We start from the raw sequence: 20266 nt of genomic DNA, 5'->3' as shown, positions 1-20266 counted from the left end.
CACGAAAGGATCACGAGAACCATGCCGAAGGTACTCTTCGCTCTTACGTCCAACGACCGGCTCGGCGACACCGGCCGCAAGACCGGCTTCTACGTCCCCGAAGTCGCCCATCCCGCCCAGGTTTTCGAACAGGCCGGATGGGACATCGCGTTCGTCTCCGTCGAGGGCGGAGCGGCACCCAAGGACGGGCTGAAGGAAGGCGACACCATCTCTGCCGCCTTCCTCGCCAAGTATGCCGACGCCCTCGCCACCACCCCCACGGCCCAGGTCCTGAAGGCCGAGGACTATGACGCCATCTATTACGCCGGCGGCCACGGCACCATGTGGGACTTCCCCCACGCCACCGACCTCGCCCGGCTCGCCGCCGGCATCCACCAGCGAGGCGGTGTCATCGCCGCCGTCTGCCACGGCCCTGCGGGGCTCCTGCCCATCACCCTTCCGGATGGACGTCCCCTGGTCGACGGCAAGCAGGTGTCCACCTTCACCAATGAAGAGGAGGCGGCCGTCGGCCTCAGCGACGTCGTCCCGTTTGCGTTGGAAACCGCTCTCATCGAGAAGGGTGCGAAGATCACGAAGACTGGGAACTTCGCCGAACACGCCGTGGCCGACGGACGCCTGGTCACCGGTCAGAACCCGGCCTCTGCGGCCAAGGTCGCAGAACTGACTGTCAGCCAATTCTCGGCGGCCACAGACTGATCTGCGGGTAGCGAATAAAATCGGTGTCGGCGGGCAACCGCCAGTACGTCACTGCGGCAACCGCACGGGAGCCCGCCGACACACAGAGTGACCATGTACTGTCAGCGGTAAACGGGGATGGTATGGACCACACTGCCGCGTGCGTCACATCCCCTGCCGGCTACGGGGGGCCGGTCGATATGCAAATGGGATGGTTGCACACCTTCATAACCGTCTACCACAAAGGATCCTTCACCAAGGCCGCCGCGCACCTGGGCATCACTCAGCCCGCCGTGACGCAGCAGATCCGCAGCCTCGAAGGAGAACTCGGCAAGGCTCTCTTCGACCGCACACCACAAGGGGCCGTGCCCACGCCTGAAGCCGAAGCGCTGGCACACGACATAGAAGGCCCCATCGCCGGGTTGAAGACCGCAATCAACCGGCACTTCGACACCAGCCCTTCCAACCGGCCCATACGGCTGGGTGGGCCGGCAGAGCTCTTCGCCGCACGCATCATGCCCTCTCTCGGGCGCCTCATCGCCGACGGACTGGACCTGCGCATCACGCTGGGAGAATCGTCCTGCCTTCTGGATAACCTCAAAGCCGGGCATCTCGACATGGCGATCTCCATCATCCAGCCACGCAGCCGCGGCCTGGCCGGTACCCCACTGACCGACGAGGAGTTCGCACTCGTCGCCTCACCAGCAGTCGCGGACAGCCTCCCGCTCGGACGCCTCGCCGTCGACGGGCCCCGTGCACTGGAAAAACTGAAACTCATCGCCTATGCCGAGAGCCTGCCGATCGTCCGCCGCTACTGGGAGAGCGTCTTCAACAGTCCGCCACCCGGCCCTGCGGCCGTAGTCATGCCCGATTTGCGTGGCGTCGTCTCCGCTGTGGCATCGGGAGCCGGCATCTCCGTCGTCCCTACCTACCTGTGTATGCAGGAGCTAGCCGACGGCACCCTCGTGATGCTGCTGGAACCGGAAATCCCACCGATCAACACCTTCCACCTGGCTGTCCGCTCAGGAACACTCACTGATGCACGACTCGCCCAACTCCACGCTCACCTGGTCACTGAAGCGCCGAAGTGGACCGCCATGCCCGCCTCACCAGGCCAGTCCGCCGTATGGGCACGGAAGGCGCCGCGCTAACTCACGCCGTCCGGACCGGACTCGCGGTTCCGAAGGGAAGCCGGCCTCCGGTTCCCGTACTGGTAGGGCAGCCCGTCATGGCCTGGTGGCAACACAGATGTTGTACCGCCATGTGTCCTGGTGCCGGTACATCTCCACCCCGCTCATCGCGTTGACCAGGAAGTCGCCGCAGCCCACGCCACGTGCGTTGTGGTTCAGCCTGCCCTCGCCCTGCCGCTGGTCGCGTTTCGGCGAATAGTTGTCTCCTGACAAATAGCGGAAAGTCATTTCATGTATGTGAGGGCGGGTGTGTTCGGGGTAAACGAGGCCGAGCACTGGTCGACGCTTCGGAAGTGAGGCGGCCGGCATGGGAATGCCTGTCCGAGATGGCGGTCGTGAGTCACGCACGGATCGCGTGATCACGGTGTCCGCGGCCTTCGAGGGCAGGGAGGACATCGCTGAGGCCCGGCACTTGGCCCGCTCGTTCCTGGGGGACGTGCAGGCGGTGCACGGGGTGTTCGTGTCCGACCGCGCCATGGGCATGGTGCAGTTGGTGGTGAGTGAGCTGGTGACCAACGCCCGCAAATACGCTCCCGGGCCGTGCCTTCTGACTCTGGAGGTCCGTGAGGGTGCGGTGGAGGTGACGGTGTGGGACAGCGAGCCGTCCCTGCCTGTGGCCCAGGTCGCCGACCCGGGCCGGGTCGGCCAGCACGGCCTGGAGATCGTGATGGCGGTCTGCCGCAGTTTCGAGATGCACCGGGAGCCGGTGGGCAAGCGGATCGTGGCGGCCGTGGTCCTGGCCGACGATCCGGTCGGGGACGAGGGCAGTGATCACGTGTGCTGATGTTGAGCGGCCCGCTGACGGGGGCAGAGGCCGTCCCGCAGCCGCTGCGGGGACCTTAGAACTGCCGCCACACCAGCTGATGGGAAGCGCGTCATGACCGATGCACAACGCGGTGCCGGTGGCCATTCCGTATGGCTGTGGTTCACGGTGTGGGCCGTCGTTGGCGGTGCCTTCGCCTTCTGTCTCGCGGCCGTGCTGTCCGTCGGGCTGTTCGTCCTGCCGCTGGTCGTGGGGGCCGCGGTCGTGGTGGGCACCCGCCGCGGATCGGCGGTCGGCCTGTCAGGGCTGCTGACCGGACCAGCCGTGCTCCTGCTCTACGCGCCGTGTGCAGACCGTGTCGGCGGTGTCGTCGAAATCGGGTGGGCCGTCCACTACAACATCCAGGTGAAACCGGGCACCCGCATCTGGACATATGGGGCGGTCTTCGTCTCCGGCTGGAACGGATTTGTGGCCGACATGTCCTACTCCTGCATGGCTGCCAGCTGACGAAATTCAAGGGCGGCTGGCCCCCACCAAGTGGGCCAGCCACCCGGCAACTCAACCTGGCAGTATCGGTGTGGCGCGCCTGTACGGCGCGCCACACCGGCACCGACCCGAGCGGCACGGCGAAAGCCGAAGGCACGAGGAAGCGCACTCACATGACACAGGCCAGGGCCGACATCGCCAGATATGCCCTTCAGCAGGGGCGCACGGCCATCGCCGGCGTAGCGGCCAAGCAGCCGGCCATTATCTCTTTTGGCTTTCCAGTTGTCGCCGACGTTTGGATCAGCGGACGGATCGGCTTCGTTCTCCTCCTGCACCGCAGGCATGACGGTCTCGTGGCTGAAGAGCTGTACTACTCCCTGCGCAGCGAGGACGGCGTCTGGGACCGACCCGACCACCTCAGCGGCGGCATCGTCGGGTGGGAGATGGCATATCTGCCCGCTGTTGAAGAGACACTCGCCGGGGCGCCTATGTCCGTGGTCGCCGAATCCGAGTCCCTGATCTACACCGGACGCGCCCCGAACGCTGATGACGGCGAGCTGGTCAAGGTTTGTGAATTGCTGGTAAGTAGCGACGCTGAGCTCATCGAGATCGAGTGCTTTTCACCTACCTCTCCTACTCCGGCACTCATCAGCCGAGAGGTGACAGGTCCCTTGATGCTCCTCGTTCTGCTGCCCGGTGAACGCATGCGCGTCCACACAGCGCGCCGAGAAAAGTCGTCACTGAGACGACTTGGTGGCGTACTGGACCTGCACAACCCGGAGCAGTGAGCCTTTTCAGAGCGGCCACCGGATGGGTGACGAGGCCGGCACCCGCAACACACGAGGCTCCCGTTCCGTTGAGAGAGGTGTTCGACGTCTCAACTCAGCAGCGCGGGAGCCTCGTTGGTCCCATATCCTGCCGCACTCGACCTGCCTCACGCTCTGGTCGAGTGGGTAACCATGCTCATCGTCACCCGTGAGGGTGACCGTCGCTGCAAGCTCCCGCCACACCAGCGTGCTCTCGTCGCCCTGGTCTACCTCCGGCGGCACGACACCCTCACGCAGCTCGCCGCGGGCTTCGGCATATCGGTCGGCACCGCCCACGCCTACGTCACGACAGTCGTCCGGCACCTGGCGGACAAGGCGCCGGGCCTGCTGAAGGTGCTGCGTGAGACGGACCCCGACTACGCGCTCCTGGACGGCACCCTCGCCGAGTGGGACCGGGTCGGCGACGGGCAGGCCGACTACTCCTCCAAATACAAACGGCACGGAGTGAACGTGCAAGTCGTCACAGGTCCGGCCGGGGAGATCCTGTGGCTATCGCCGGCGCTGACGGGCCGGACTCACGACCTGACGGCCGCCCGCACCCACAAGATCATCCGCATCTGTGAGCGTCAGGGCGTCCCGATCCTCGCCGACATGGCCTACATCGGAGCCGGAGACTGGGTCACCACCGCCAAGCGCCGCCCGCCCAACGGCGAACTCACCCCCACCGAGCGGACCGTCAACCGGGCCCTGTCTGCGGCCCGGGCGCCCGTCGAACGCGGAGTTGCCCGACTGAAGTCCTGGCGGATCTTCCGCCGAGCGCGTTGCAGCCCCAACCTCATGGCCGTCATCGCCAAAGCCGTCCTCACTCTGGAGAGGCAACGCTGAAAGAGCTCATTGTCAGTCAGGATGTCCAGTTCACCCTGTACCCGGCCTGACCTCGTACGAGCGTTCCCCAGCTACGAGTGGAGCGTGACGTACGACTTCGGCCTCCACTTCACCCAGGAGCTGGGCAACCGCTTCGGCTCGCTCACCGACGACTGGCCCGCAGCTGCGGAGCGGGTGGCCCCGTTCTTCGCGATCGTCGTGGACGCGTTGGGCGTGGACGACGGGCTGCGGTGGTTCGAGGCCGCACGAGAGGCCCACCGGCGCGTGGCCGAGGCGGAGCGCGACCGCAGCTACAACCTCGGCTTCGCCCACTACCTGGACACGGCGGCCGAGGCGTACGAGAACGTCACCCTGCCCGTGGTGGCCGCCTTCGAGGCGATGAAGGGTGCGTACGAAGTCACCCGCCGCGAGGACCGCGCGGACGTCGACGTGTACTTCGACTGCGCGATGCAGGCGTGCTCACGCCTGGGCGGCGTGGCGCCGGCGGCAGCGGGAGCAGCCGAATAGGCGACGGGACTGCTGCATGGTGGGGTCGGCCTTGCTGCACGAGCAGCACCCATGTGCCGATTGGACCGTGCGAATGCTGCGCTGCATCCGGAGCCACGATGCAGCATCCGGGCAGCACGCCGAGGAGCACGAGCAGCACCAGGAGCAGTGGGCGGCTGCTACACCTCGATGAAGGCGACGACGACCACCGTCTTCAAGGCCGTCACCCAGTACACGAGCCGGACGCGCTCGACGTCGTCGACGTACTGGCGCAGCCGCGGCCCGCTGCTGTCGCCGGGGAGCGGCTCGCCGGCCTCGGGGTCGACGGAGATGACGACCAGGGCGCGGTCCAGGGCGTGCAGCTCGGCTTCGCTGGTGATGGCGTCCAGCTGCTTGGCGGCGGAGTCGGAGAACGCGACCCGGGCGCGGCGCAGGCCGTGCGGTGCGGGCATCAGGCGACGGCCGGGCGCTGGGCAGCGAGCCGGGCGAGGTGGGCCTCGCGCAGCTCCTCCCACGGCGTGCAGTCCTCCACCGATGGCAGGCCGTTGGCGGCGATGTCTTCGAGGACGGCGGCGAGCTGGTCGGCGCTCTCGCGGGTCCGGGCTGCGTACGCGCGCAGCCCGTCGGCGGCATCGGGCTCCAGCTGCTGCCGGGCATGGTCGGCGGGGGCCGGCTGGTCGCTCATCGTGGCCTCCAGGGCGCGAACGGGCGTGTGCCACCACGATATCGGCCGCACGGCGGCCATGGGACCGCTCCGCTCACTCAGGCCCGGGACGGGCGGTCGCGGCGGCTCCCTCCACCTTGAGACACCAGCGTTCGCCGGCGCACCGCCCTCCCACTCCGGGGGTAGCACAGGTGCACTCCGGGTCGCGCTCGGTCACCTGCGTGATGCGGTAGAGCCCCGGAGTCATCTTGTCCAGGCGCAGCGCCTGCACCTTCGCCGCCGCCTCTTCGATCGAGGTGGCGTAGGTGGTGTAGATCAGGGTGGTGGCGCCCGGGTGTGACGGGTCGGTGCACCGTGCCACGACCTGGTAAGGGTGCTTCGTCATCGCTCCTGCCGGGTTCTCAGGCGGGCAGGCCGGGGAGAACCTGGCCGTCGGTGATCTGGGCGCGGGCCGTCAGGGCGTGGCCGTCGCAGACCACGTAGCGGTCGCCGTTGTCGGCCTGGACGTGTGGGTGGCCGGCTCGGTGTAGGCCGCTTCCAGCCGGTCGTACGACCAGGCATTGAGGCAGGCGAGGTTCATGCACCAGGCCCGGCCGCCGCTGGACTGGAGTGTGCCGCCGTGCTTGGGGCACACGCCCCACGGCACGGTACAGCGGCTCGGGTCGGCGGCGGTGCTCTGCAGGGCCTGAGCGTAGAGCGCGGCGGTGGCGCTGTCGGTGGTCACCCCGGGGTTTGTTCCCTGACCCGCCGGCTCGCTCGGGACCGATCGCGGCGGTTACGTTCCGTGCGGATCGCGTCTGTTCGGCATGATCGGCAGTCTCACGCTCGACCCCGGATTTGCGGCCATGGAGGGGGCCTCAGCAGCCTCCGACCCTTGAGAAACGGACAGAACGGGCATTTTTGGACTGGAGTGTGATAGCCAGCGAAGTTGCATCCTCGCCGCCGAGGGGATGCTGGCGGCACCGCCCGTCGCCTGGGCCGCGACAGCAAGGGATTCGACGCCGACACCACCGCCGCGCTGGAGGAGGTGACCGCATTCTTCACGAACGCCGACCCGTCCAAGGGCGGCGGCCTGCACCGCTTCGCGATCGTCGCCAAGCTCGCCGCTTCGCGATCGTCGCCAAGCTCGCCGCTTCGCGATGTGCCCGGGAAGAAGGCTGAGTGGTACCCGTCGGCCGAACCCCCGGTGACCTGGGCGCATCGCCCACGTTGCCCTACCGTGCCCGCCAGCCAAACGTGTCCCTGGGGGCTCTTCGGGAGGTAGTGGTGAGGCGAGCGGTGCCGCCGGCCGTCCGTGAGCGGGCTCGCGCCAGGAGTTGCCCGAACTGCCGCGGGGGAGAAGTGCGCGCCCGATCGGGCCGGCCGCTCCCGGGAAGGTACGGCACGACGAACTACCTGACGCGCCTGACCGACGGCAAGAAGATCAGCGAGAACCGGGCGAAGGCAAGCCCGTCGAGCTTGCCGCGCCCGCCGGAATGGCTATGGGCCAAGCACATCGGTGTCCGTATCGCCCGCAAGGGAGTGGAGTCCAGCGAACGGTTAGGGCGCCGGCGGTGGGTCATTGAACGGACCATGCCCTGGCTGACCGGCTACCGCAGACTCAACCACCGCTACGAACGCCATCCCCGCAACTACCTGGCGTTTCTGGGCCTCGCCGCAGCCCTCTGCTGCTACAAGCGACTCGTCCGCCTCACCACATAGGACACGGTCTAAGAAGCTTGAGGGAGGACTGGTCCTCGACGACGGCGGCCGCTGGGGCCCGGGGTGGGAGCTGTATCGGTACGGCTCAATGGACTTCACCTTCTTCATCGTCTCGCCCTCCGACCCCATCTCACCTTCAGAGGGCGCTGAAAGGGAGCTGTGGGCTGTCCCGGAGCCCGGAAAGAGCGGCCAGGTCGAGGTCAAGAGGGTGACTTCAATCAGCTGGTGCAGGAGCAGATTGACGTGGCTTCGTACGTCTTCTCCCTGAATCCGGCCCGCATCGGTTAAGGGCCTGCCGCGGTGATGTCGCCGGAGCACTTGTGGTGATGTCGGGGCGGTGTGCTCGGGCGCGCTCGGCGGTGAGCACATAGGTGCCGTCTCGCGTCCGAGGATGCCGCCCACAGCGGGAGCCTGGTGGTGGCGAGGTCCTGTTCCGCTTCCGCGAAGGCACGGTTGCGGGCGTGCCGCCGTACGGCTGCCTGCACCACGCTGTACTTCCTCGCATGCGGTCATCATGCTGCTTCCTCTGCCCACTCCAGCCCGAGGCCGGCCAACGCGGCGAGCTTGTCCGCGGTGAGTTTCCCGCGGCAGCCTCGCGTGGAAGGACCCAGACTCGAACCACGCGACTACGACAGATCGCCCTCCAACTCACCGGGCACGCCCGCGCGGTGGCCGCCGACGTCCGCCGCCACGTCGCCGCACTGCCCAAGAGCGACGGCCGCGGAGCCCTCGCCGAAGTCGTCCTGCGTGAAGCCGACGGACGCCTGTCCGCCCCGCTGGAAGGCACCGGCCGCTGCGCCCAGAACCGCGCCCGCCTCGTCCGGGCCCTCTACACCCGGCTGGACCGCCTCACCGAACCCGCCCCGGCCGCCACGTAGTTCGCTGGGGGAGCGCCCCAAGATCCCAGGGCCTACACGCACACCAGTACGATGCCGCAACTCAGAGCGCATCTCAGTGCGTGTAGGGCCTCCAAGAGCGAGGTCTCGCGGATCTGCGCCGCCCTGGACGAGCAGCTGACAGCCTTCCGTACGAGGCCGCTGGACCACACTCGCTCCCCCTACATCTACCTCAACGCCACCTACTGCAAGGCCCGGGTCAACCACCAGACCGCCTCCCGGGCGGTGGTGATCGCCACCGGCATCACTGAGGACGGCGGCCCGGAGGTCCTCGGCGTGATGGTCGGCGACAGCGAAACTGAGGCGTTTTGGACCGAGTTCCTGCGTCACCTGCGCGAACGCGGCCTGAGCGGGGTCCGGCGGCGACCCCGAGCTCTTCGCCACGTACCGGGTGCTGGCCGGCGAGAGCGGTGAGGCGGTCGGTGCGCACATCGCCGAGCTGCTCTCCCAGCTCACCCGGATCGTGCGGGCGGGCGTCGACGCCGGCATCTTCACGGCGGACGACCCGGCGGCCACCGCCCGCGCCGTCTTCCAGGCCACCGGCCGCTTCCACGATCCCGACTCCGCGCGGACGTGGGAACAGCCTGAAGCCGGGACGGAGTTCGAGGTGCTCGTGGACCTGCTGACGCGGGGATTGCGCGGCTGAGTCCGCCGTTCGGACCGGGCCGGATCCCGCGAGCCGGCCCCATCCGACCCCGGCGGCCGAAGCGGTGCGTGCCCGGCCCCCTGCGACGGAACCGCCCGTCAGCTTGATGCGGGCGGGATGCTCTGCTCGTACTGGAAGAGGTTGGTGGGGTCGTACTTCGCCTTGATCTCCCGCAGCCGGCCGACGTTGGATCCCCAGTAGGCGGCCTCCCAGTTCGCCATCCCGACGTTCGGCACGTTGACGTAGGCGCCGTTCACATAAGGCCGCAGTGCCTGGCTGAACTCCGCGATCCAGGCCTGGGCCTTCGCAGTGGTGCCGGCGTCGCTCGACGGATTCCCACGAGTGCCCCAGCCGGCACCGGGTTCCGAGTAGAAGAGCGCGTCGCGGTGCGCGAACGCCGCGCCGCCGCGGGGCTCGCTCGTCCTGACCGCTCCGCCGAAGGCCTGGGTGAAGAAGTTGCTCTGGTCCGAGGGAGCCCGCCCCATGTACGAGGCGATCACGTCGATCGCCTCCTTCGGGAAAGGCTTGGTGGTGAACTGGGAGAAGAACTTCCAGTTCGCGGGCTCGTCCTTGGTCGGAACCTGGAATCCCGCGTAGATGTCGCCCCAGCCCCCGGTCTTCACCGAGACGTCGGGGTTGCCGACCGACAGGACCGGCGCCAGCAGCTTCTTCGCGTCCGCCTCCGAGCCGTTGGCGACCACCCCGAACAGCAGGATCTGGGACCGGTGGATCTCCACCTGGGTGCCGAGACGGCTGTCCGCGCTCGGGGCCGAGCGCTGCCACGCGTCGAAGATCCCCTGCAGATCACCGAGGCCTTTCCAGGTCGCCTGCAGATAGGCGACCTTCGTCAGGGGAGCGGCCTTGTAGGTGAGTGACGTGACGATCCCGAAGTTGCCGTTTCCCGCCCCGCGCAGCGCCCAGAGCAGGTCCGCGTTGTTGTTCTCGTCGACCTTGATCGCCTTGGCGCCGTCGGCACCCGACGTGACGACCACCTCGGCTCCCATCAGGCTGTCGCAGGCCATGCCGAGGTAACGGGTGAGGAAGCCGAAACCGCCGCCGAGCGTCGCGCCGGACAGGCCCACCGTGCCCTCCGTGCCGGTGGTCACCCCCAGGTTGTGCTTGCCGAGCGCGCTCACCGCCTCCAACTGGGTGAGCCCCGCACCGACCGTCGCGGTGCGGGAGGCGGTGTCGATGTGGACCGACTTCAGCTCGCTGACGTCGATGACGATGCCGTTGTCCACGTTCGACCAGCCCTCGAGGCTGTGACCGCCGCTCCGCACCCGCAGCGCGACATCGTTCTGCCGCGCCCAGGTGAGGGCATTGACCACGTCCTGGGTGTCCTGGGCGTAGACGATGACCAGCGGGTAGTGGGTGAAGAGCTCGTCCCAGCCGAGGCTTGCCTTCTGGTACCCGGAGTCGCCGGGACGGACGACGCGGCCGGTCAGCTTCGCCGGCGGGCTTTTCCTGCCCGTGGAGCCGCTGCTCGTACTGCTCGTACTGCTCGCGCTGGAGAGCGCGTCCGTGTCACAGCCCGTGAGAGCCGGAAGAGTGACGGCTCCGGCTGCTCCGGCAGCGGTCACCTTGAGCAGGTGACGGCGAGATGGCTCGTCCACTGATTTGTCCCCTTTCAGTAGTTTGAGGCAGTGTCAAACTAGCCAAAGGAGTTCCGGCGGGAAGCCCGGACACGCTGGCCGTCGAGCCAAGCAACGATCCCAAGCCGTGGATATGGGTCGACCTCACGGCACCCAGTCCCAGCGAAGACTGGACCCTGCCCCCGGCATGCCCGACCGAGCGGGGAACACAGGGAACGACGGCCATCCACGGCCATCGCGCGGCACGACGGCCCCTAGAGCTACGGATCAGATGGTCGCGGGCCCGGGAGTCTTTGCCGTGGCGGTTGAGCTTCGGTGCTCCGAGGCCGGACTTGCGAAGTGTCCACTCCACCAGCTCCACCACCGTGGTCGCGGGGCAGTCGAGCATGATGCCATCGATGCCGTAGGCGCAGCCGTCACCGTCCAGGACCGCGAGGGGCCCGTAACGGCCGTTGGCCTCGGGCACCTCGCTGTAGAGGACGGCGCGGGTGACACCGAGAGCCTTCGCGGCGCCGGCGATCGTCTGCTTGGGGTCGGCGAGGAGTTCTCGCGCCTGTGCGACCTGTTCATCCGTCATCCTTCGTGGCGGGACGAGCGCGATGGGGTTTCCCTTCTCATCCCGCTGGATGTACGGGTGCTTCCTCCCCGTTGTCACCTCCATGGCCGCGGCCTGCGCCAAGTCCATGTCGACTTCGCCGCGCAGCCCATCGGCGAAGGCGCGGAAGGCGTCGTCTGCGGCGATCAACTCCTCCAGTCCCACCTCCTTGTTGCCAGCCGTCACGCCGTAGGCGTCCTGGGCTCGGTTGAGTCGAATGCACACCGCGATGGCTTCCCGCAGGGTCTTCTCCACGTCCCGTGAACCTGGTGCCGGGGGGAGGTCACGAAGCGTTGCGCTGTCCGGGGAAGGTGTCCTGCGAGCTGAGGGACCTTTGGGTCGCGCTCTGGGACACGGTGCGGACATGACTTCGGTCACGGACAAACTCGGACTGCAAGGGGCGGTCAAGGAGGAATCGGATGCCTAACGGTGGTGGCCGTCAGACCGCGGTCAAGGGGTGGCTTCACACGGTGGCCCGGGCCCGTGCGTAGATCCGCGCGCGGGCCGGACGACCGCCGACCCGGCTGCAGGCCGGAGAAACCGAGGACACCGTGCCCACCGAACCCACGCCCGACCTCGCCCGCGCGGCCCGCGCCGCCCGCAACCGCCGGCCTTCCGAGGACGTCGACCAGGTCCCTCAGGCCCCCTCCACGGGCCCCTCCATCGCCCCCTCCACGGCCGCTTGGCCCGCCCGTCGCGTCTCCGCAGGTCAGCCCGGGAAGTCAAGGTCCCGAGACGCGTTCGACGCGTTCGACAACCCTCCTAGGTCGACACAGGTCTGGAAGCCGACCGGAGTGCGAAGGAAGGAAGTGCTGAGGGCTCTGGGAGTCTTCCAGAGGGCAACCGCCGATCAGCTCTGGCGGATGCTGCGCCCCACGGACCGGCATGACCGGATCACCAGGGACACCCTGAACGCGTTGAAGGAGTCGGGCCTGGCCCGGGTGGAGACGCGACTGGAGTCGGGACACCAGCTGTGGGTGCTCACCGAGAAGGGCCACAAGGAGGCCAAGCTGCTGCTGCCGAAGTCGGTACGGATCTCCGCGCTGCGCAAGCTCGAGTTCGACGACGAAGGCTGGCCGGTGGAGTCCGACGGCTACGACGAACACGCCGCCGCCGTCACCTCGACCGCGGCCGTGCTCACCGGGGCCGGGTACGGCACGCCGCTGTCGTGGCAGACCGAGATCGCCCACAAGCTGCCCTACGGCTACACCCAGTACGCCGACCTGACGATGCGCGCCCCGGACGCCGGAGTGCCCGCGATGCTCCTAGAGGTCGACCGCGTCAACGAGCCCGTCGATGAACTGGTGGACAAGCTGCGCCGCTACACCGAGTGGTTCGAGCTCCTGGCACCGAAGGCCGACGCGATCAAGGCGAAGGCGGCCCGGGGCGCGGCGGTGCACGACTTCCGGCTGTGGTCGCGGATCTATCCGGCGACCGGCCGCGAGGGCTACGCGCCGGTGGCATTCGTGTTCACGGGAAAGACCGCGGCGCAGCGTGAGAGCCGGATGCTGCGGCTGGAGCAGGTCACCCGCCGCTACTTCGCCGGGGAGCCGTATCCGGGCCGGGGTGCGGGCATCACGGCCGTCGACTACCACCAGGCGGTGCCCGTGGTCGTCACCGAGCTGGAGCGGATCACCGCCGACCCGGCCGGGGCGGCCGGGAAGGTGTGGCGGCGGCTCGGCAGGGAGGAGTGGCAGACGCTGGGCGAGGCCCTGGATAACCCGGACGGTGACCGCCTGTACGCCGTGCAGTGGAAGGAAGCCAAGCGCCGCAAGGCGGAGCGTGAGGCCGCGGAGCGGGAGGCGCAGCGGCCGGTGTGCACCCGATGCGGGGAGAGGTTCACTGATGAACGCTGGCAGCTGGTGAAGCGGTCCTCGTGGCCGGGGAAGTGGGACGACCTGTGTGGGCCGTGCGCGACGGAGGCCGCCGGCCGCGCGGAGGCTGAACGTGTCGCGCGCCGCCAGGCGGAGGAAGCCGAACGCGCGGCCGCCGAAGCGCCGGCCGTGAAGCCCCGCAGCCGGTTCGGCATCGGCCGTCGCCGATAGCTGCGGCCACCCCGGACGTGCCCGCGACGGGCCCGGCCACCGAGGCCGGGCCGGACGTCGTCCCCGGGCCCCCGGTTGTCGGTGGCGGCTGGAAAGCTGATCGGATGAACGGTGACGAGCAGCTGCTGAACGGCCGTGTCTACGGCGCGGAGCACGACGACCCCAACCCCGGCCCGCTCCCGAACCGGACCTACGCCGAACTGGTCGGCGGGCCGCTGGACGGTTTGCTGCTGGACATCCACGGGTGGCGGACCGAGGAAGTCGACGACGGTGTCGCCCTGACCACCGAGCTCTCCCGGTGGCCCGGCGGCCGCGTTCTGTACGACCCGGGCCCCGGCGAACCCCGCACGCCCGGCCCAGGTGTGAGCTGCCGCTTCTACTACTCCGGCGACACACCCTGACCACAGGCCCGACCACGGCACAGGTCGCCCCGACCACAGACCCGACCACGGCAGGTCAGGAGTCGGTGATGTGGTCGAACCCGCTCAGTATCGGAGTCAGCTCCTGAGCGCACCCGCACAGCGTGCACAGCCGCGTCCCCGGGTTCTCCGCGACGTTCAACGCGTGCTCCACATCGAGCAGCGGTGCGCCCTGCGGAGCCTCTTCGCAGTCCGGCGCGTGCAGCACCCCGCGGGCCGGGCCCCGCCCCTCGCGCAAACTTTGCCAGCACCCACCCCGAAGGCCGGCGCTCCCCGAGACCTCACGGACCGCCGACTTCGGCGACGGCTCCAGCCACTCGGTGGCGACCTGGTCGTAGTCGACGCCGTCGACCGGCCGCACATGGTCGGGCGCGCGGACCCACACCCGGTACTCCGCCGCCTCCACCCCGCCGTCCTCGCGGTCCCGGTACGACGGCAGCCCCACCAGGTACAGCCAGCCCGTCTCGGTCTGCCGCCGCCTCCACAGCCGCGCGACGACCTCCTGTTCCGGATGACCGAGCACCGGATCGGCGGGCAGCGCGACCCGCACCGGCACCGGCTGGGCTGCGTCGTCGGAGGGCGTGGTCACGGCCTCACGGTAAGCGGAGTGGTTACTGCGGCCCCGTCACCACCCGGGCTCATAGGCTCTCGGCATGACGATGACACCGGCTGAACTTGAGGCGCAGAAAGACACGCTGGAACTCCTCAACAACGAGGTGGCCGCCCGTCTGACGCGCCAGTCGGACTCGCTGGCGAAGATCGACACCAAGGCCGTGTTCCTCATCGGGTTCGCGGCCACCGCCGCTCAGTTCCTGGCGACGCACAAGCACCACGACGTCCTGGCGTATTGCGCCTTCGCCGCGTACGCGGTCTCTTTGCTGGCAGCGGTGCATACGTTCCGGGTGGCTGAGTACAAGGACCTGGAGCCGCGTCCTCTGGTCGTCAGGTACGTCCGCTTGCCGAAGGAACTGGCCTTGATCCGGCTGGCCTCGTCTCGGGCGTCGCTCTTCGAAGAAAACCAGCGGCGCCACCAGAAAAAGGCCAGGTGCTGGTCGGTGAGCCTCTGGTTGCTGATCGTCGGCCTTGGCCTGTCGACTGTCGCCCTGCTGCACACTTGAGCTCATGAGCAACGGACAGAACCAGGGGACCGGCCAGCCCGCTCCCGTGCCGGCCTCTCCTGCCCCGGCCCCGGCACCTCAGCAGGACATCGTCGATGTCTACACCGACCCCGAGCTGATCGGGACCGACAAGAGGAACGACACCCAGCCCGTGGAGACCAGGGTGGTGCGACCGCAGGACAAAATCGAGACCCGCTGAGAGAGCTCCGTAGGCCAGCCGGGCTCGGACCTTCCACGGAAGGTCCGAGCCCGGCTGGCCTACGGGTGGTCAGAAGTTGCCGGTGATGAACTGCTCCCACCTGTGCAGCCAGTCCCCGTGTTCGGGGCTGCCGGGGGCGGGCACGGTCTGCAGGTCCTCGGGCATGGCGATCTCCTCCGGGGCCAACGTGCCGTCGTTGAAGTAGCAGGCCCAAACGCTCTCGCGAGCGGAATTGATGACGACGGCGCCCACGGCCCCGCCGTTGAGCGCACCTTCGTCCACGGCGGTGCGGCCGGCCTCAATCGCCTTGCCGCTGCTGCGGAACACCTGGGTGCTCATACCGTGCGGACGGCTCTTGCCCATGAGGGTGTACAGGGTCCACTGGGTGCCGACGGCGTCTGGCCACCGCTTGCGCGCCGCCTGCCGGGAGATCCCTGTGGTCAGACCCAGGTCCGCGTAGCTGGCCCCGGCGCGGCCAGCGCGTGCGGCGGCCTCGGCGGCCAGGCGCTGCGCGACGTCGCCGACCTGCGCCGCGACCTCCAGGTACATCAGGTGGACCGCCTGCGCCGCCGCGGAGGTGGGGGCGAGCGCGTTCGGGCTGTGAGGGCCCTCCTGCTCACCCAGGCCCACCCGCTTCTTCGTCTCGCGCCACACCAGGTCACGGAGCTGCGCCGCGAAGGCAACCCGCTCCTCGACGGCCTCACTGTCGAGATCCCACATCTCAGTCATGCGGCAACCATACATCACGCAATCGATACGCGACAACTAAAGTTTCACGCGTTAGAGATGAGGATCGCCTGGATTTATCCACAGGCAGATCGTTTTAGCGTCCTGCCACGGCCTCTAACACCGGAAGCGCCTGGCCCCGATAGCCGGCCCCGCCCCCAAGTAGCGCCGGTCCCTGCAGGGCCGCGTCCACGTCGTCCAGCAGGGCGACGCTCAGGCGGTCTGGATGACCGACGCCGACGTCGTCGACTGGCTCACCGACCCGGACGACCACGAGAGCTGACCCCGGGCAGCGCCTCCGGCCGCCGATGAGGGGGTGCCCACCCGTGAGGTGGGCACCCCCTCGGCGTCCCGCTCAACGGAAGGCCCGTTGTCAGACCTGGTCCGTACCCTTGATTGAGGTACCTGAGACAGGAGGGCAACGTGGCCCGCAGCGGCATCAACAAGCGCGAGATCGACAAGTGGGCAAATGACCTTGTCAGGGAGACCAACAAGAGCCTGGAGCGGGCTCAACGACGGAACCCTCCTCGCGTCTCCGCACAGATCGAAGCCACCTCCGGCGCGGTGTTCGGTGAGGTGACCGGCTACCTGGCCCGGCTGCTGCTGTGGCTGGACGACCGCGAGAAGCAGAACCCGGGCCGGTACATCGACGTCGCAGCCTTCCCCGGAGAACTCCAACTGGAAGACGAGGACCCGGCCATCCTGGCTCTCCAGCTCGACCAGCACGACCTGGTGCAGATCCTCCGCGTCATGGGGCCCCAGACCCATGTCCGTCTCACCGATGCCGGCCGCGTCGCCGTGCGTGAACTGAAGGACCTGCAGAAGGACCGCGCCGCCCGGATCCGTCACACGATGGACGCCTTGCTGCGGTGGCTCTTCGACACCGGCAGCGACCAGACACCCGTCAACCCCGCCGTGTTCCTCGCGACACCTGGCTCCTACTTCGCCGGAACCGAGATCAGCGGGGCCGATCTGCACCAGGCGCTCGCCTACCTCGCAGAGCACAACCTCATCGAACACATCGACACCGACCCGGCCACGGTCGCCATCACACCCCAGGGCACCCACTGCGCTCTGGCAGGAGGAAGCGTGCAGGACCACGTCAACCAGCCCCGCCCCGGCACCACGTACAACACCTATGTGCCGAACGCTAAGGGTGTCATCATCGGCGAGCAGCAGAACTTCACGCAGAACAACACCGACGGCGTCGACCCGACGCTGTTCGTCCAGCTCGCCGGGTACGTCGGCCAGGTCAGTCCCATCCTGGGCCTGTCCGACGAGGACCGCGTGGAACTGGAGCGTGTCGCCCAGGACCTCCATGACGAGGCGACCTCCGCCAACCCCGAGCCGGGCCACCTGCGCCAGTTCGCCACCCAGCTCAAGGACAAGCTCCTCGCGGGCGCCATCACCATGGCGGCCACGCAGGGCATCCAGATGGCTGAGCAAGCCCTCGCCGCGCTGATGCAGTAGCCGCTACAGCACCACCACGGGCTCCGGGGGCCATGACGACGTCCCCCGGGCCCGGCTCGGGGGTCGCACCGTCCAACGACGCCGCGGCCCCCCGCCGTCAGGCCGCGGCCCCCCGCCGTCACGCGGTGGCCGGCTGCGGCTCGGTGGTTACTCGCCTACGTAGTCGTCGTCGGCGGGCGTGTGACGGCCGTGCCCGGTCGCGGCGGCTGCGGCCGGGCCGTAGACCGGACGTATGGTGCTGCGGCCGCCGGTGGAGCCGATGCTGGCGCAGGCCCGTGACACGGTGCCTGCGCCCGGCGCGCTGCCCGGCCGGCTGGTGTTCCAGCCGAAGTTCGACGGTGCTCCAGACACTTGAAGTTGTCTCAGCGAGTTGATACCCCGGTGTCTCCAGACACACCCTCTCCTGCATCACACACCCCCCATACCAGGTGCATCCTGCGAAGATGGTGGCGCATGCCGGGTGGCAGGTGCGCTCTCGACATGGACAGTTGCCTTGGCCTGGGGGCCGTTGCGCCGTGACCCGCTCCGCGCGCCGGCTGAGGACAATCCGCGCCGGAACCGCAAACAGCGGCGCACGTGTCTGGTGAAGTGATGTGGGCAAGCCCTAGTACGGCGCGTGCCACAGGACGGGCCTGAGAAGAAAGGGGGCAAGGATGCTGCCGGAGGCGATGACCGCGTTGGCCGCGGTGGGGGGCACCACGGTGGTGCAGGCCGCAAGCACTGACGCATGGGCGGGGCTCCGCCAGCAGCTAGGCCGTTGGCTCGGCCGAGGAAACCTGCAGCGCGAGAACGCCGAGCTCGAGCGCCTCGACGAGACCGCAGGCGAGCTGAACACGGCTATGCCAGCGGAGCTGGAGCGGGTGCGCATCCGTCAGGAGGCGGCGTGGCAGGTCCGTATCGAGACGGTCTTGGAAAGCCTCGACGACACCGAGCAGGCTCAAGCCGCTCAGCAACTGAGTGCTCTGCTTAGCCAGTGCATTCCCCAAGGCGGGGTATCGGCCAGCCAGAGCGGGCAAGCCGTCGGCGGGAACGTAGACATCCGTGCTGACAATGCCTCCGCGGCCGCCTGGAACATGGGCAGCGTGACTTTGGGAAACCCTCCGCAGCCGGGCTCGCCTCAGGGCTGAGCGGGCCCGGTGCCACCACCGCTTCGAGCCCGGCCTCATCCGCCTTCGCCCAGGCGACACGTGGCGGGGTCGTCGCCTACAGCATCGGGCAGCTCCATCAGAACATGTCCGGATATCAGGGCGTTGCCCGGATCGATCGTCCACGGCCTGTCGCCTCGTGGAGGGCGCAACAGCTCGGCGTCCACCCCGCCATCAATGGCACGCCCCGACCGGCTGGCGAGCGCGCCTTCATCCTCCCGGACTACATCGAACGCGACCACGACCGGCAACTGCGCGACCAACTGCTGAAGGCAGCTTCCGCCGACCAGACAACGCTAGTACTTGTACGCGGCGAGTCATGCACGGGCAAGACCCGTGCATGCTTCGAAGCCATCCGCACCTGCCTGACCGACTGGCAGCTGATCTTCCCGAAGAGTTCCAGAAGGCTCATAGCTCTGCTCGATGCCGACGACGGCCTCACCTCACGCACCGTCCTGTGGCTCGACGAAGCCCAGACCTTCCTCATTGGGACCGACGCAGAGGAGGCCGCCGCCGCATTGCGCAATCGACTGGAGCACCCCGGGCCGTTTGTCATCCTGGGCACGCTGTGGCCCGAATATCACCGCACGCTGACCACCACCCCAAAGCATGGCAACGACACGTACCCGAACGCCCGAGCCCTACTTAAGCAGGTGAAACTGGTCGACGTTCCGGCATCTTTCAACAGCACCGCCCTGCAAAGTTTGCTCGTCCGTCACGACCGATCGCTGGCCACGGCCGTGAGCACCAGCGCCGGCGGAAGGATCACTCAGACCCTTGCGGCGGGCCCGCAATTGGTTGATCATTACAACCAGGCCACCAGCCACAGCCCCTACGGCCACGCTGTCATCACCGCCGCTATGGACGCCCGCCGCTTCGGCCACAGCTCACCCCTGCCAGCTGCACTCCTCAAGGCCGCCGCCCCTGGCTACCTGACCGAACAACAACGTGCCGCCGCGGACCCTGACACCTGGTTCGCCCACGCTTTCGACTATGCGTGTGAAAGGGTCATGGGCGTCGTCGCAGCCCTGGAGCCGATCGCCAACCCTGATGGCATGGGTGCCCTCCCAGACATCTACCGTCTGAGCGACTACCTCGACCACCACGCACGCACCGTCCGCCGCTTTGCCTCCCCGCCGGCCTCCTTCTGGACTGCAGCACGGGACCACGCAGCTGGCACAGCAGACGTGGAAGCCCTGGCAGAAGCGGCCGATCACCGGGGCCTTTACAGCATCGCGGCAGACTTGTACCAGCGAGCTGCCGACGCCGGCGGCGTGAGAGCCATGGCAGAGCTTGCGTGGCGGCGGGCGCGGGTCGGGGACCTCGATGGCGCGGAACAACTGCTCCAGCGGCTGATCGACGCTGGAGACACGGGCGCCCTGGCGCAGCTGGCGCATTTGCGACAGCGGACTGGAGACCTCGATGGCGCGGAAGCTCTCGCCCGACTGGCCGCCGACAGTGGAGACACCGGACCCCTGGTGGAGCTGGCCTGGCTGCGCGGAGAGGCCGGTGACCTCGACGGTGCAGAACGACTCGCCCAACGGGCCGCTGACGCGGGAAATATCAACGCTCTGGTGCGGCTGGCACGGCGGCGCGAGCAGGTTGGGGATGTCGACGGTGCAGAAAGACTCGCCCAACGGGCCACCGAGATCGGAGGTAGAGACGCCCTGAGACGGCTGGCGCGGGCATATGAGCGTGCCGGAGACGCCGAACGCGCGGAAAGGTGGCGGCGATTCGGGCTGTAGATCGCAGGTCCGGAGCCGTGTTACGTAGGTGGCCTTCGCTGTGAACGAATGTG

General features: G+C 68.4%; 24 protein-coding genes and 3 pseudogenes. 19 read left to right on the top strand and 8 right to left on the bottom strand.

The window, feature by feature from the left end; translation table 11 throughout:
* The first annotated feature begins 21 nt into the window (after positions 1 to 21).
* From AC0B9F_RS34045 to AC0B9F_RS34015, 7 genes are all read left to right on the top strand, one after another.
* Positions 22 to 696 carry a type 1 glutamine amidotransferase domain-containing protein gene (locus AC0B9F_RS34045; protein WP_472009099.1) on the top strand — a complete coding sequence of 225 codons (675 nt, stop codon included), beginning with the start codon at positions 22 to 24 and terminating at the stop codon, positions 694 to 696.
* A gap of 122 nt (positions 697 to 818) precedes the next feature.
* On the top strand, positions 819 to 1826 hold the full coding sequence (locus AC0B9F_RS34040) for a LysR family transcriptional regulator (protein WP_472009097.1): 1008 nt from the start codon (positions 819 to 821) through the stop codon (positions 1824 to 1826).
* A 346-nt stretch (positions 1827 to 2172) separates the two neighbouring features.
* Positions 2173 to 2649 (top strand): ATP-binding protein, encoded by a 477-nt coding sequence (locus AC0B9F_RS34035; RefSeq protein ID WP_472009095.1) that lies wholly within the window; start codon positions 2173 to 2175, stop codon positions 2647 to 2649.
* Between the two features lie 93 nt (positions 2650 to 2742).
* Positions 2743 to 3135 (top strand): hypothetical protein, encoded by a 393-nt coding sequence (locus tag AC0B9F_RS34030; protein ID WP_472009094.1) that lies wholly within the window; start codon positions 2743 to 2745, stop codon positions 3133 to 3135.
* Positions 3136 to 3287: 152 nt separating this feature from the next.
* Complete coding sequence (locus AC0B9F_RS34025) at positions 3288 to 3902, top strand: hypothetical protein (RefSeq protein ID WP_472009093.1); 615 nt, start codon at positions 3288 to 3290, stop codon at positions 3900 to 3902.
* Between the two features lie 114 nt (positions 3903 to 4016).
* Positions 4017 to 4766, top strand: a complete 750-nt coding sequence (locus tag AC0B9F_RS34020; protein ID WP_472009092.1) for a transposase — start codon at positions 4017 to 4019, stop codon at positions 4764 to 4766.
* Between the two features lie 84 nt (positions 4767 to 4850).
* Positions 4851 to 5273 carry a hypothetical protein gene (locus AC0B9F_RS34015; protein ID WP_472009090.1) on the top strand — a complete coding sequence of 141 codons (423 nt, stop codon included), beginning with the start codon at positions 4851 to 4853 and terminating at the stop codon, positions 5271 to 5273.
* 158 nt (positions 5274 to 5431) lie between these two features.
* Here AC0B9F_RS34015 and AC0B9F_RS34010 read toward each other — a convergent pair whose 3' ends face one another.
* The 4 genes from AC0B9F_RS34010 to AC0B9F_RS33995 form a co-directional block, all read right to left on the bottom strand.
* Entirely contained in the window at positions 5432 to 5704 is a 273-nt protein-coding gene (locus tag AC0B9F_RS34010) for a hypothetical protein (protein WP_472009089.1), read from the bottom strand.
* On the bottom strand, positions 5704 to 5937 hold the full coding sequence (locus tag AC0B9F_RS34005; protein WP_472009087.1) for a hypothetical protein: 234 nt from the start codon (positions 5935 to 5937) through the stop codon (positions 5704 to 5706). Before AC0B9F_RS34005 ends, AC0B9F_RS34010 begins: the two co-directional genes overlap by 1 nt.
* 73 nt (positions 5938 to 6010) lie before the next feature.
* A complete protein-coding gene (locus AC0B9F_RS34000) occupies positions 6011 to 6301 on the bottom strand; it encodes a hypothetical protein (protein WP_472009086.1) in 291 nt (96 codons plus the stop codon).
* 69 nt (positions 6302 to 6370) lie between these two features.
* Entirely contained in the window at positions 6371 to 6640 is a 270-nt protein-coding gene (locus tag AC0B9F_RS33995) for a hypothetical protein (protein WP_472009084.1), read from the bottom strand.
* A gap of 749 nt (positions 6641 to 7389) precedes the next feature.
* On the opposite strand from AC0B9F_RS33995, the pseudogene AC0B9F_RS33990 reads away from it, so the two are divergent.
* The 4 genes and pseudogenes from AC0B9F_RS33990 to AC0B9F_RS33975 form a co-directional block, all read left to right on the top strand.
* Positions 7390 to 7617 (top strand): annotated as a pseudogene (locus AC0B9F_RS33990) (transposase); the annotation flags it as partial.
* 668 nt (positions 7618 to 8285) lie between these two features.
* Positions 8286 to 8495: a hypothetical protein gene (locus AC0B9F_RS33985; RefSeq protein WP_472009083.1), complete on the top strand. Its 210-nt coding sequence runs from the start codon at positions 8286 to 8288 to the stop codon at positions 8493 to 8495.
* Positions 8496 to 8585: 90 nt separating this feature from the next.
* A pseudogene (locus AC0B9F_RS33980) lies at positions 8586 to 8873 on the top strand (transposase); the annotation flags it as partial.
* Between the two features lie 31 nt (positions 8874 to 8904).
* Positions 8905 to 9159 (top strand): hypothetical protein, encoded by a 255-nt coding sequence (locus tag AC0B9F_RS33975; protein WP_472009082.1) that lies wholly within the window; start codon positions 8905 to 8907, stop codon positions 9157 to 9159.
* Between the two features lie 98 nt (positions 9160 to 9257).
* On the opposite strand, the gene AC0B9F_RS33970 is transcribed toward AC0B9F_RS33975, so the two are convergent.
* Positions 9258 to 10772: an FAD-binding oxidoreductase gene (locus tag AC0B9F_RS33970; protein ID WP_472009080.1), complete on the bottom strand. Its 1515-nt coding sequence runs from the start codon at positions 10770 to 10772 to the stop codon at positions 9258 to 9260.
* A complete protein-coding gene (locus tag AC0B9F_RS33965) occupies positions 10684 to 11601 on the bottom strand; it encodes a hypothetical protein (protein ID WP_472009079.1) in 918 nt (305 codons plus the stop codon). The genes AC0B9F_RS33970 and AC0B9F_RS33965 overlap by 89 nt, the downstream gene beginning before the upstream one ends.
* Positions 11602 to 11897: 296 nt before the next feature.
* On the opposite strand from AC0B9F_RS33965, the gene AC0B9F_RS33960 reads away from it, so the two are divergent.
* Together AC0B9F_RS33960 and AC0B9F_RS33955 are read left to right on the top strand one after the other, a co-directional pair.
* Entirely contained in the window at positions 11898 to 13391 is a 1494-nt protein-coding gene (locus AC0B9F_RS33960) for a replication-relaxation family protein (protein ID WP_472009077.1), read from the top strand.
* A gap of 104 nt (positions 13392 to 13495) precedes the next feature.
* Entirely contained in the window at positions 13496 to 13792 is a 297-nt protein-coding gene (locus AC0B9F_RS33955) for a hypothetical protein (RefSeq protein ID WP_472009075.1), read from the top strand.
* A 55-nt stretch (positions 13793 to 13847) separates the two neighbouring features.
* Here the strand turns inward: AC0B9F_RS33955 and AC0B9F_RS33950 are convergent.
* Positions 13848 to 14366 (bottom strand): annotated as a pseudogene (locus AC0B9F_RS33950) (DUF6233 domain-containing protein).
* Positions 14367 to 14463: 97 nt separating this feature from the next.
* Between AC0B9F_RS33950 and AC0B9F_RS33945 the strand changes: the two are divergent.
* Together AC0B9F_RS33945 and AC0B9F_RS33940 are read left to right on the top strand one after the other, a co-directional pair.
* Positions 14464 to 14928 carry a hypothetical protein gene (locus AC0B9F_RS33945; protein WP_472009073.1) on the top strand — a complete coding sequence of 155 codons (465 nt, stop codon included), beginning with the start codon at positions 14464 to 14466 and terminating at the stop codon, positions 14926 to 14928.
* A gap of 4 nt (positions 14929 to 14932) precedes the next feature.
* On the top strand, positions 14933 to 15127 hold the full coding sequence (locus AC0B9F_RS33940; protein ID WP_472009071.1) for a hypothetical protein: 195 nt from the start codon (positions 14933 to 14935) through the stop codon (positions 15125 to 15127).
* A 69-nt stretch (positions 15128 to 15196) separates the two neighbouring features.
* Here the strand turns inward: AC0B9F_RS33940 and AC0B9F_RS33935 are convergent, their stop codons facing one another.
* Positions 15197 to 15856, bottom strand: a complete 660-nt coding sequence (locus AC0B9F_RS33935; RefSeq protein ID WP_472009069.1) for a hypothetical protein — start codon at positions 15854 to 15856, stop codon at positions 15197 to 15199.
* Positions 15857 to 16276: 420 nt separating this feature from the next.
* Between AC0B9F_RS33935 and AC0B9F_RS33930 the strand changes: the two genes are divergently transcribed.
* The 4 genes from AC0B9F_RS33930 (at position 16277) to AC0B9F_RS33915 (ending at position 20213) form a co-directional block, all read left to right on the top strand.
* Positions 16277 to 17323, top strand: coding sequence for a hypothetical protein (locus AC0B9F_RS33930; RefSeq protein ID WP_472009067.1), 1047 nt, complete (start codon positions 16277 to 16279; stop codon positions 17321 to 17323).
* A gap of 232 nt (positions 17324 to 17555) precedes the next feature.
* The gene (locus AC0B9F_RS33925) at positions 17556 to 17678 is read left to right on the top strand and encodes a hypothetical protein (RefSeq protein ID WP_472009066.1); all 123 of its coding nucleotides are present in this window, start codon (positions 17556 to 17558) and stop codon (positions 17676 to 17678) included.
* Between the two features lie 298 nt (positions 17679 to 17976).
* Positions 17977 to 18450: a hypothetical protein gene (locus AC0B9F_RS33920; RefSeq protein WP_472009065.1), complete on the top strand. Its 474-nt coding sequence runs from the start codon at positions 17977 to 17979 to the stop codon at positions 18448 to 18450.
* Positions 18451 to 18554: 104 nt separating this feature from the next.
* Positions 18555 to 20213: a tetratricopeptide repeat protein gene (locus AC0B9F_RS33915; protein WP_472009064.1), complete on the top strand. Its 1659-nt coding sequence runs from the start codon at positions 18555 to 18557 to the stop codon at positions 20211 to 20213.
* Positions 20214 to 20266: the final 53 nt, after the last annotated feature.

The sequence above is a fragment of the Streptomyces sp. NPDC097129 genome (assembly GCF_055668065.1).
Note: the sequence above shows the minus strand (reverse complement) of the source record. Positions and strands in the feature narration are given on the sequence as shown.

Coding starts and splice junctions, on each gene's coding strand:
- AC0B9F_RS34030 (WP_472009094.1), top strand. CDS start 2,743: ATGACCGATGCACAACGCGGTGCCGGTGGCCATTCCGTATGGCTGTGG.
- AC0B9F_RS34040 (WP_472009097.1), top strand. CDS start 819: ATGGACCACACTGCCGCGTGCGTCACATCCCCTGCCGGCTACGGGGGG.
- AC0B9F_RS34010 (WP_472009089.1), bottom strand. CDS start 5,704: ATGCCCGCACCGCACGGCCTGCGCCGCGCCCGGGTCGCGTTCTCCGAC.
- AC0B9F_RS34035 (WP_472009095.1), top strand. CDS start 2,173: ATGGGAATGCCTGTCCGAGATGGCGGTCGTGAGTCACGCACGGATCGC.
- AC0B9F_RS34000 (WP_472009086.1), bottom strand. CDS start 6,301: ATGACGAAGCACCCTTACCAGGTCGTGGCACGGTGCACCGACCCGTCA.
- AC0B9F_RS33915 (WP_472009064.1), top strand. CDS start 18,555: ATGTCCGGATATCAGGGCGTTGCCCGGATCGATCGTCCACGGCCTGTC.
- AC0B9F_RS33935 (WP_472009069.1), bottom strand. CDS start 15,856: ATGACTGAGATGTGGGATCTCGACAGTGAGGCCGTCGAGGAGCGGGTT.
- AC0B9F_RS34005 (WP_472009087.1), bottom strand. CDS start 5,937: ATGAGCGACCAGCCGGCCCCCGCCGACCATGCCCGGCAGCAGCTGGAG.
- AC0B9F_RS33920 (WP_472009065.1), top strand. CDS start 17,977: ATGCTGCCGGAGGCGATGACCGCGTTGGCCGCGGTGGGGGGCACCACG.
- AC0B9F_RS33955 (WP_472009075.1), top strand. CDS start 13,496: ATGAACGGTGACGAGCAGCTGCTGAACGGCCGTGTCTACGGCGCGGAG.
- AC0B9F_RS33945 (WP_472009073.1), top strand. CDS start 14,464: ATGACGATGACACCGGCTGAACTTGAGGCGCAGAAAGACACGCTGGAA.
- AC0B9F_RS34025 (WP_472009093.1), top strand. CDS start 3,288: ATGACACAGGCCAGGGCCGACATCGCCAGATATGCCCTTCAGCAGGGG.
- AC0B9F_RS34045 (WP_472009099.1), top strand. CDS start 22: ATGCCGAAGGTACTCTTCGCTCTTACGTCCAACGACCGGCTCGGCGAC.
- AC0B9F_RS33925 (WP_472009066.1), top strand. CDS start 17,556: ATGGTGCTGCGGCCGCCGGTGGAGCCGATGCTGGCGCAGGCCCGTGAC.
- AC0B9F_RS33940 (WP_472009071.1), top strand. CDS start 14,933: ATGAGCAACGGACAGAACCAGGGGACCGGCCAGCCCGCTCCCGTGCCG.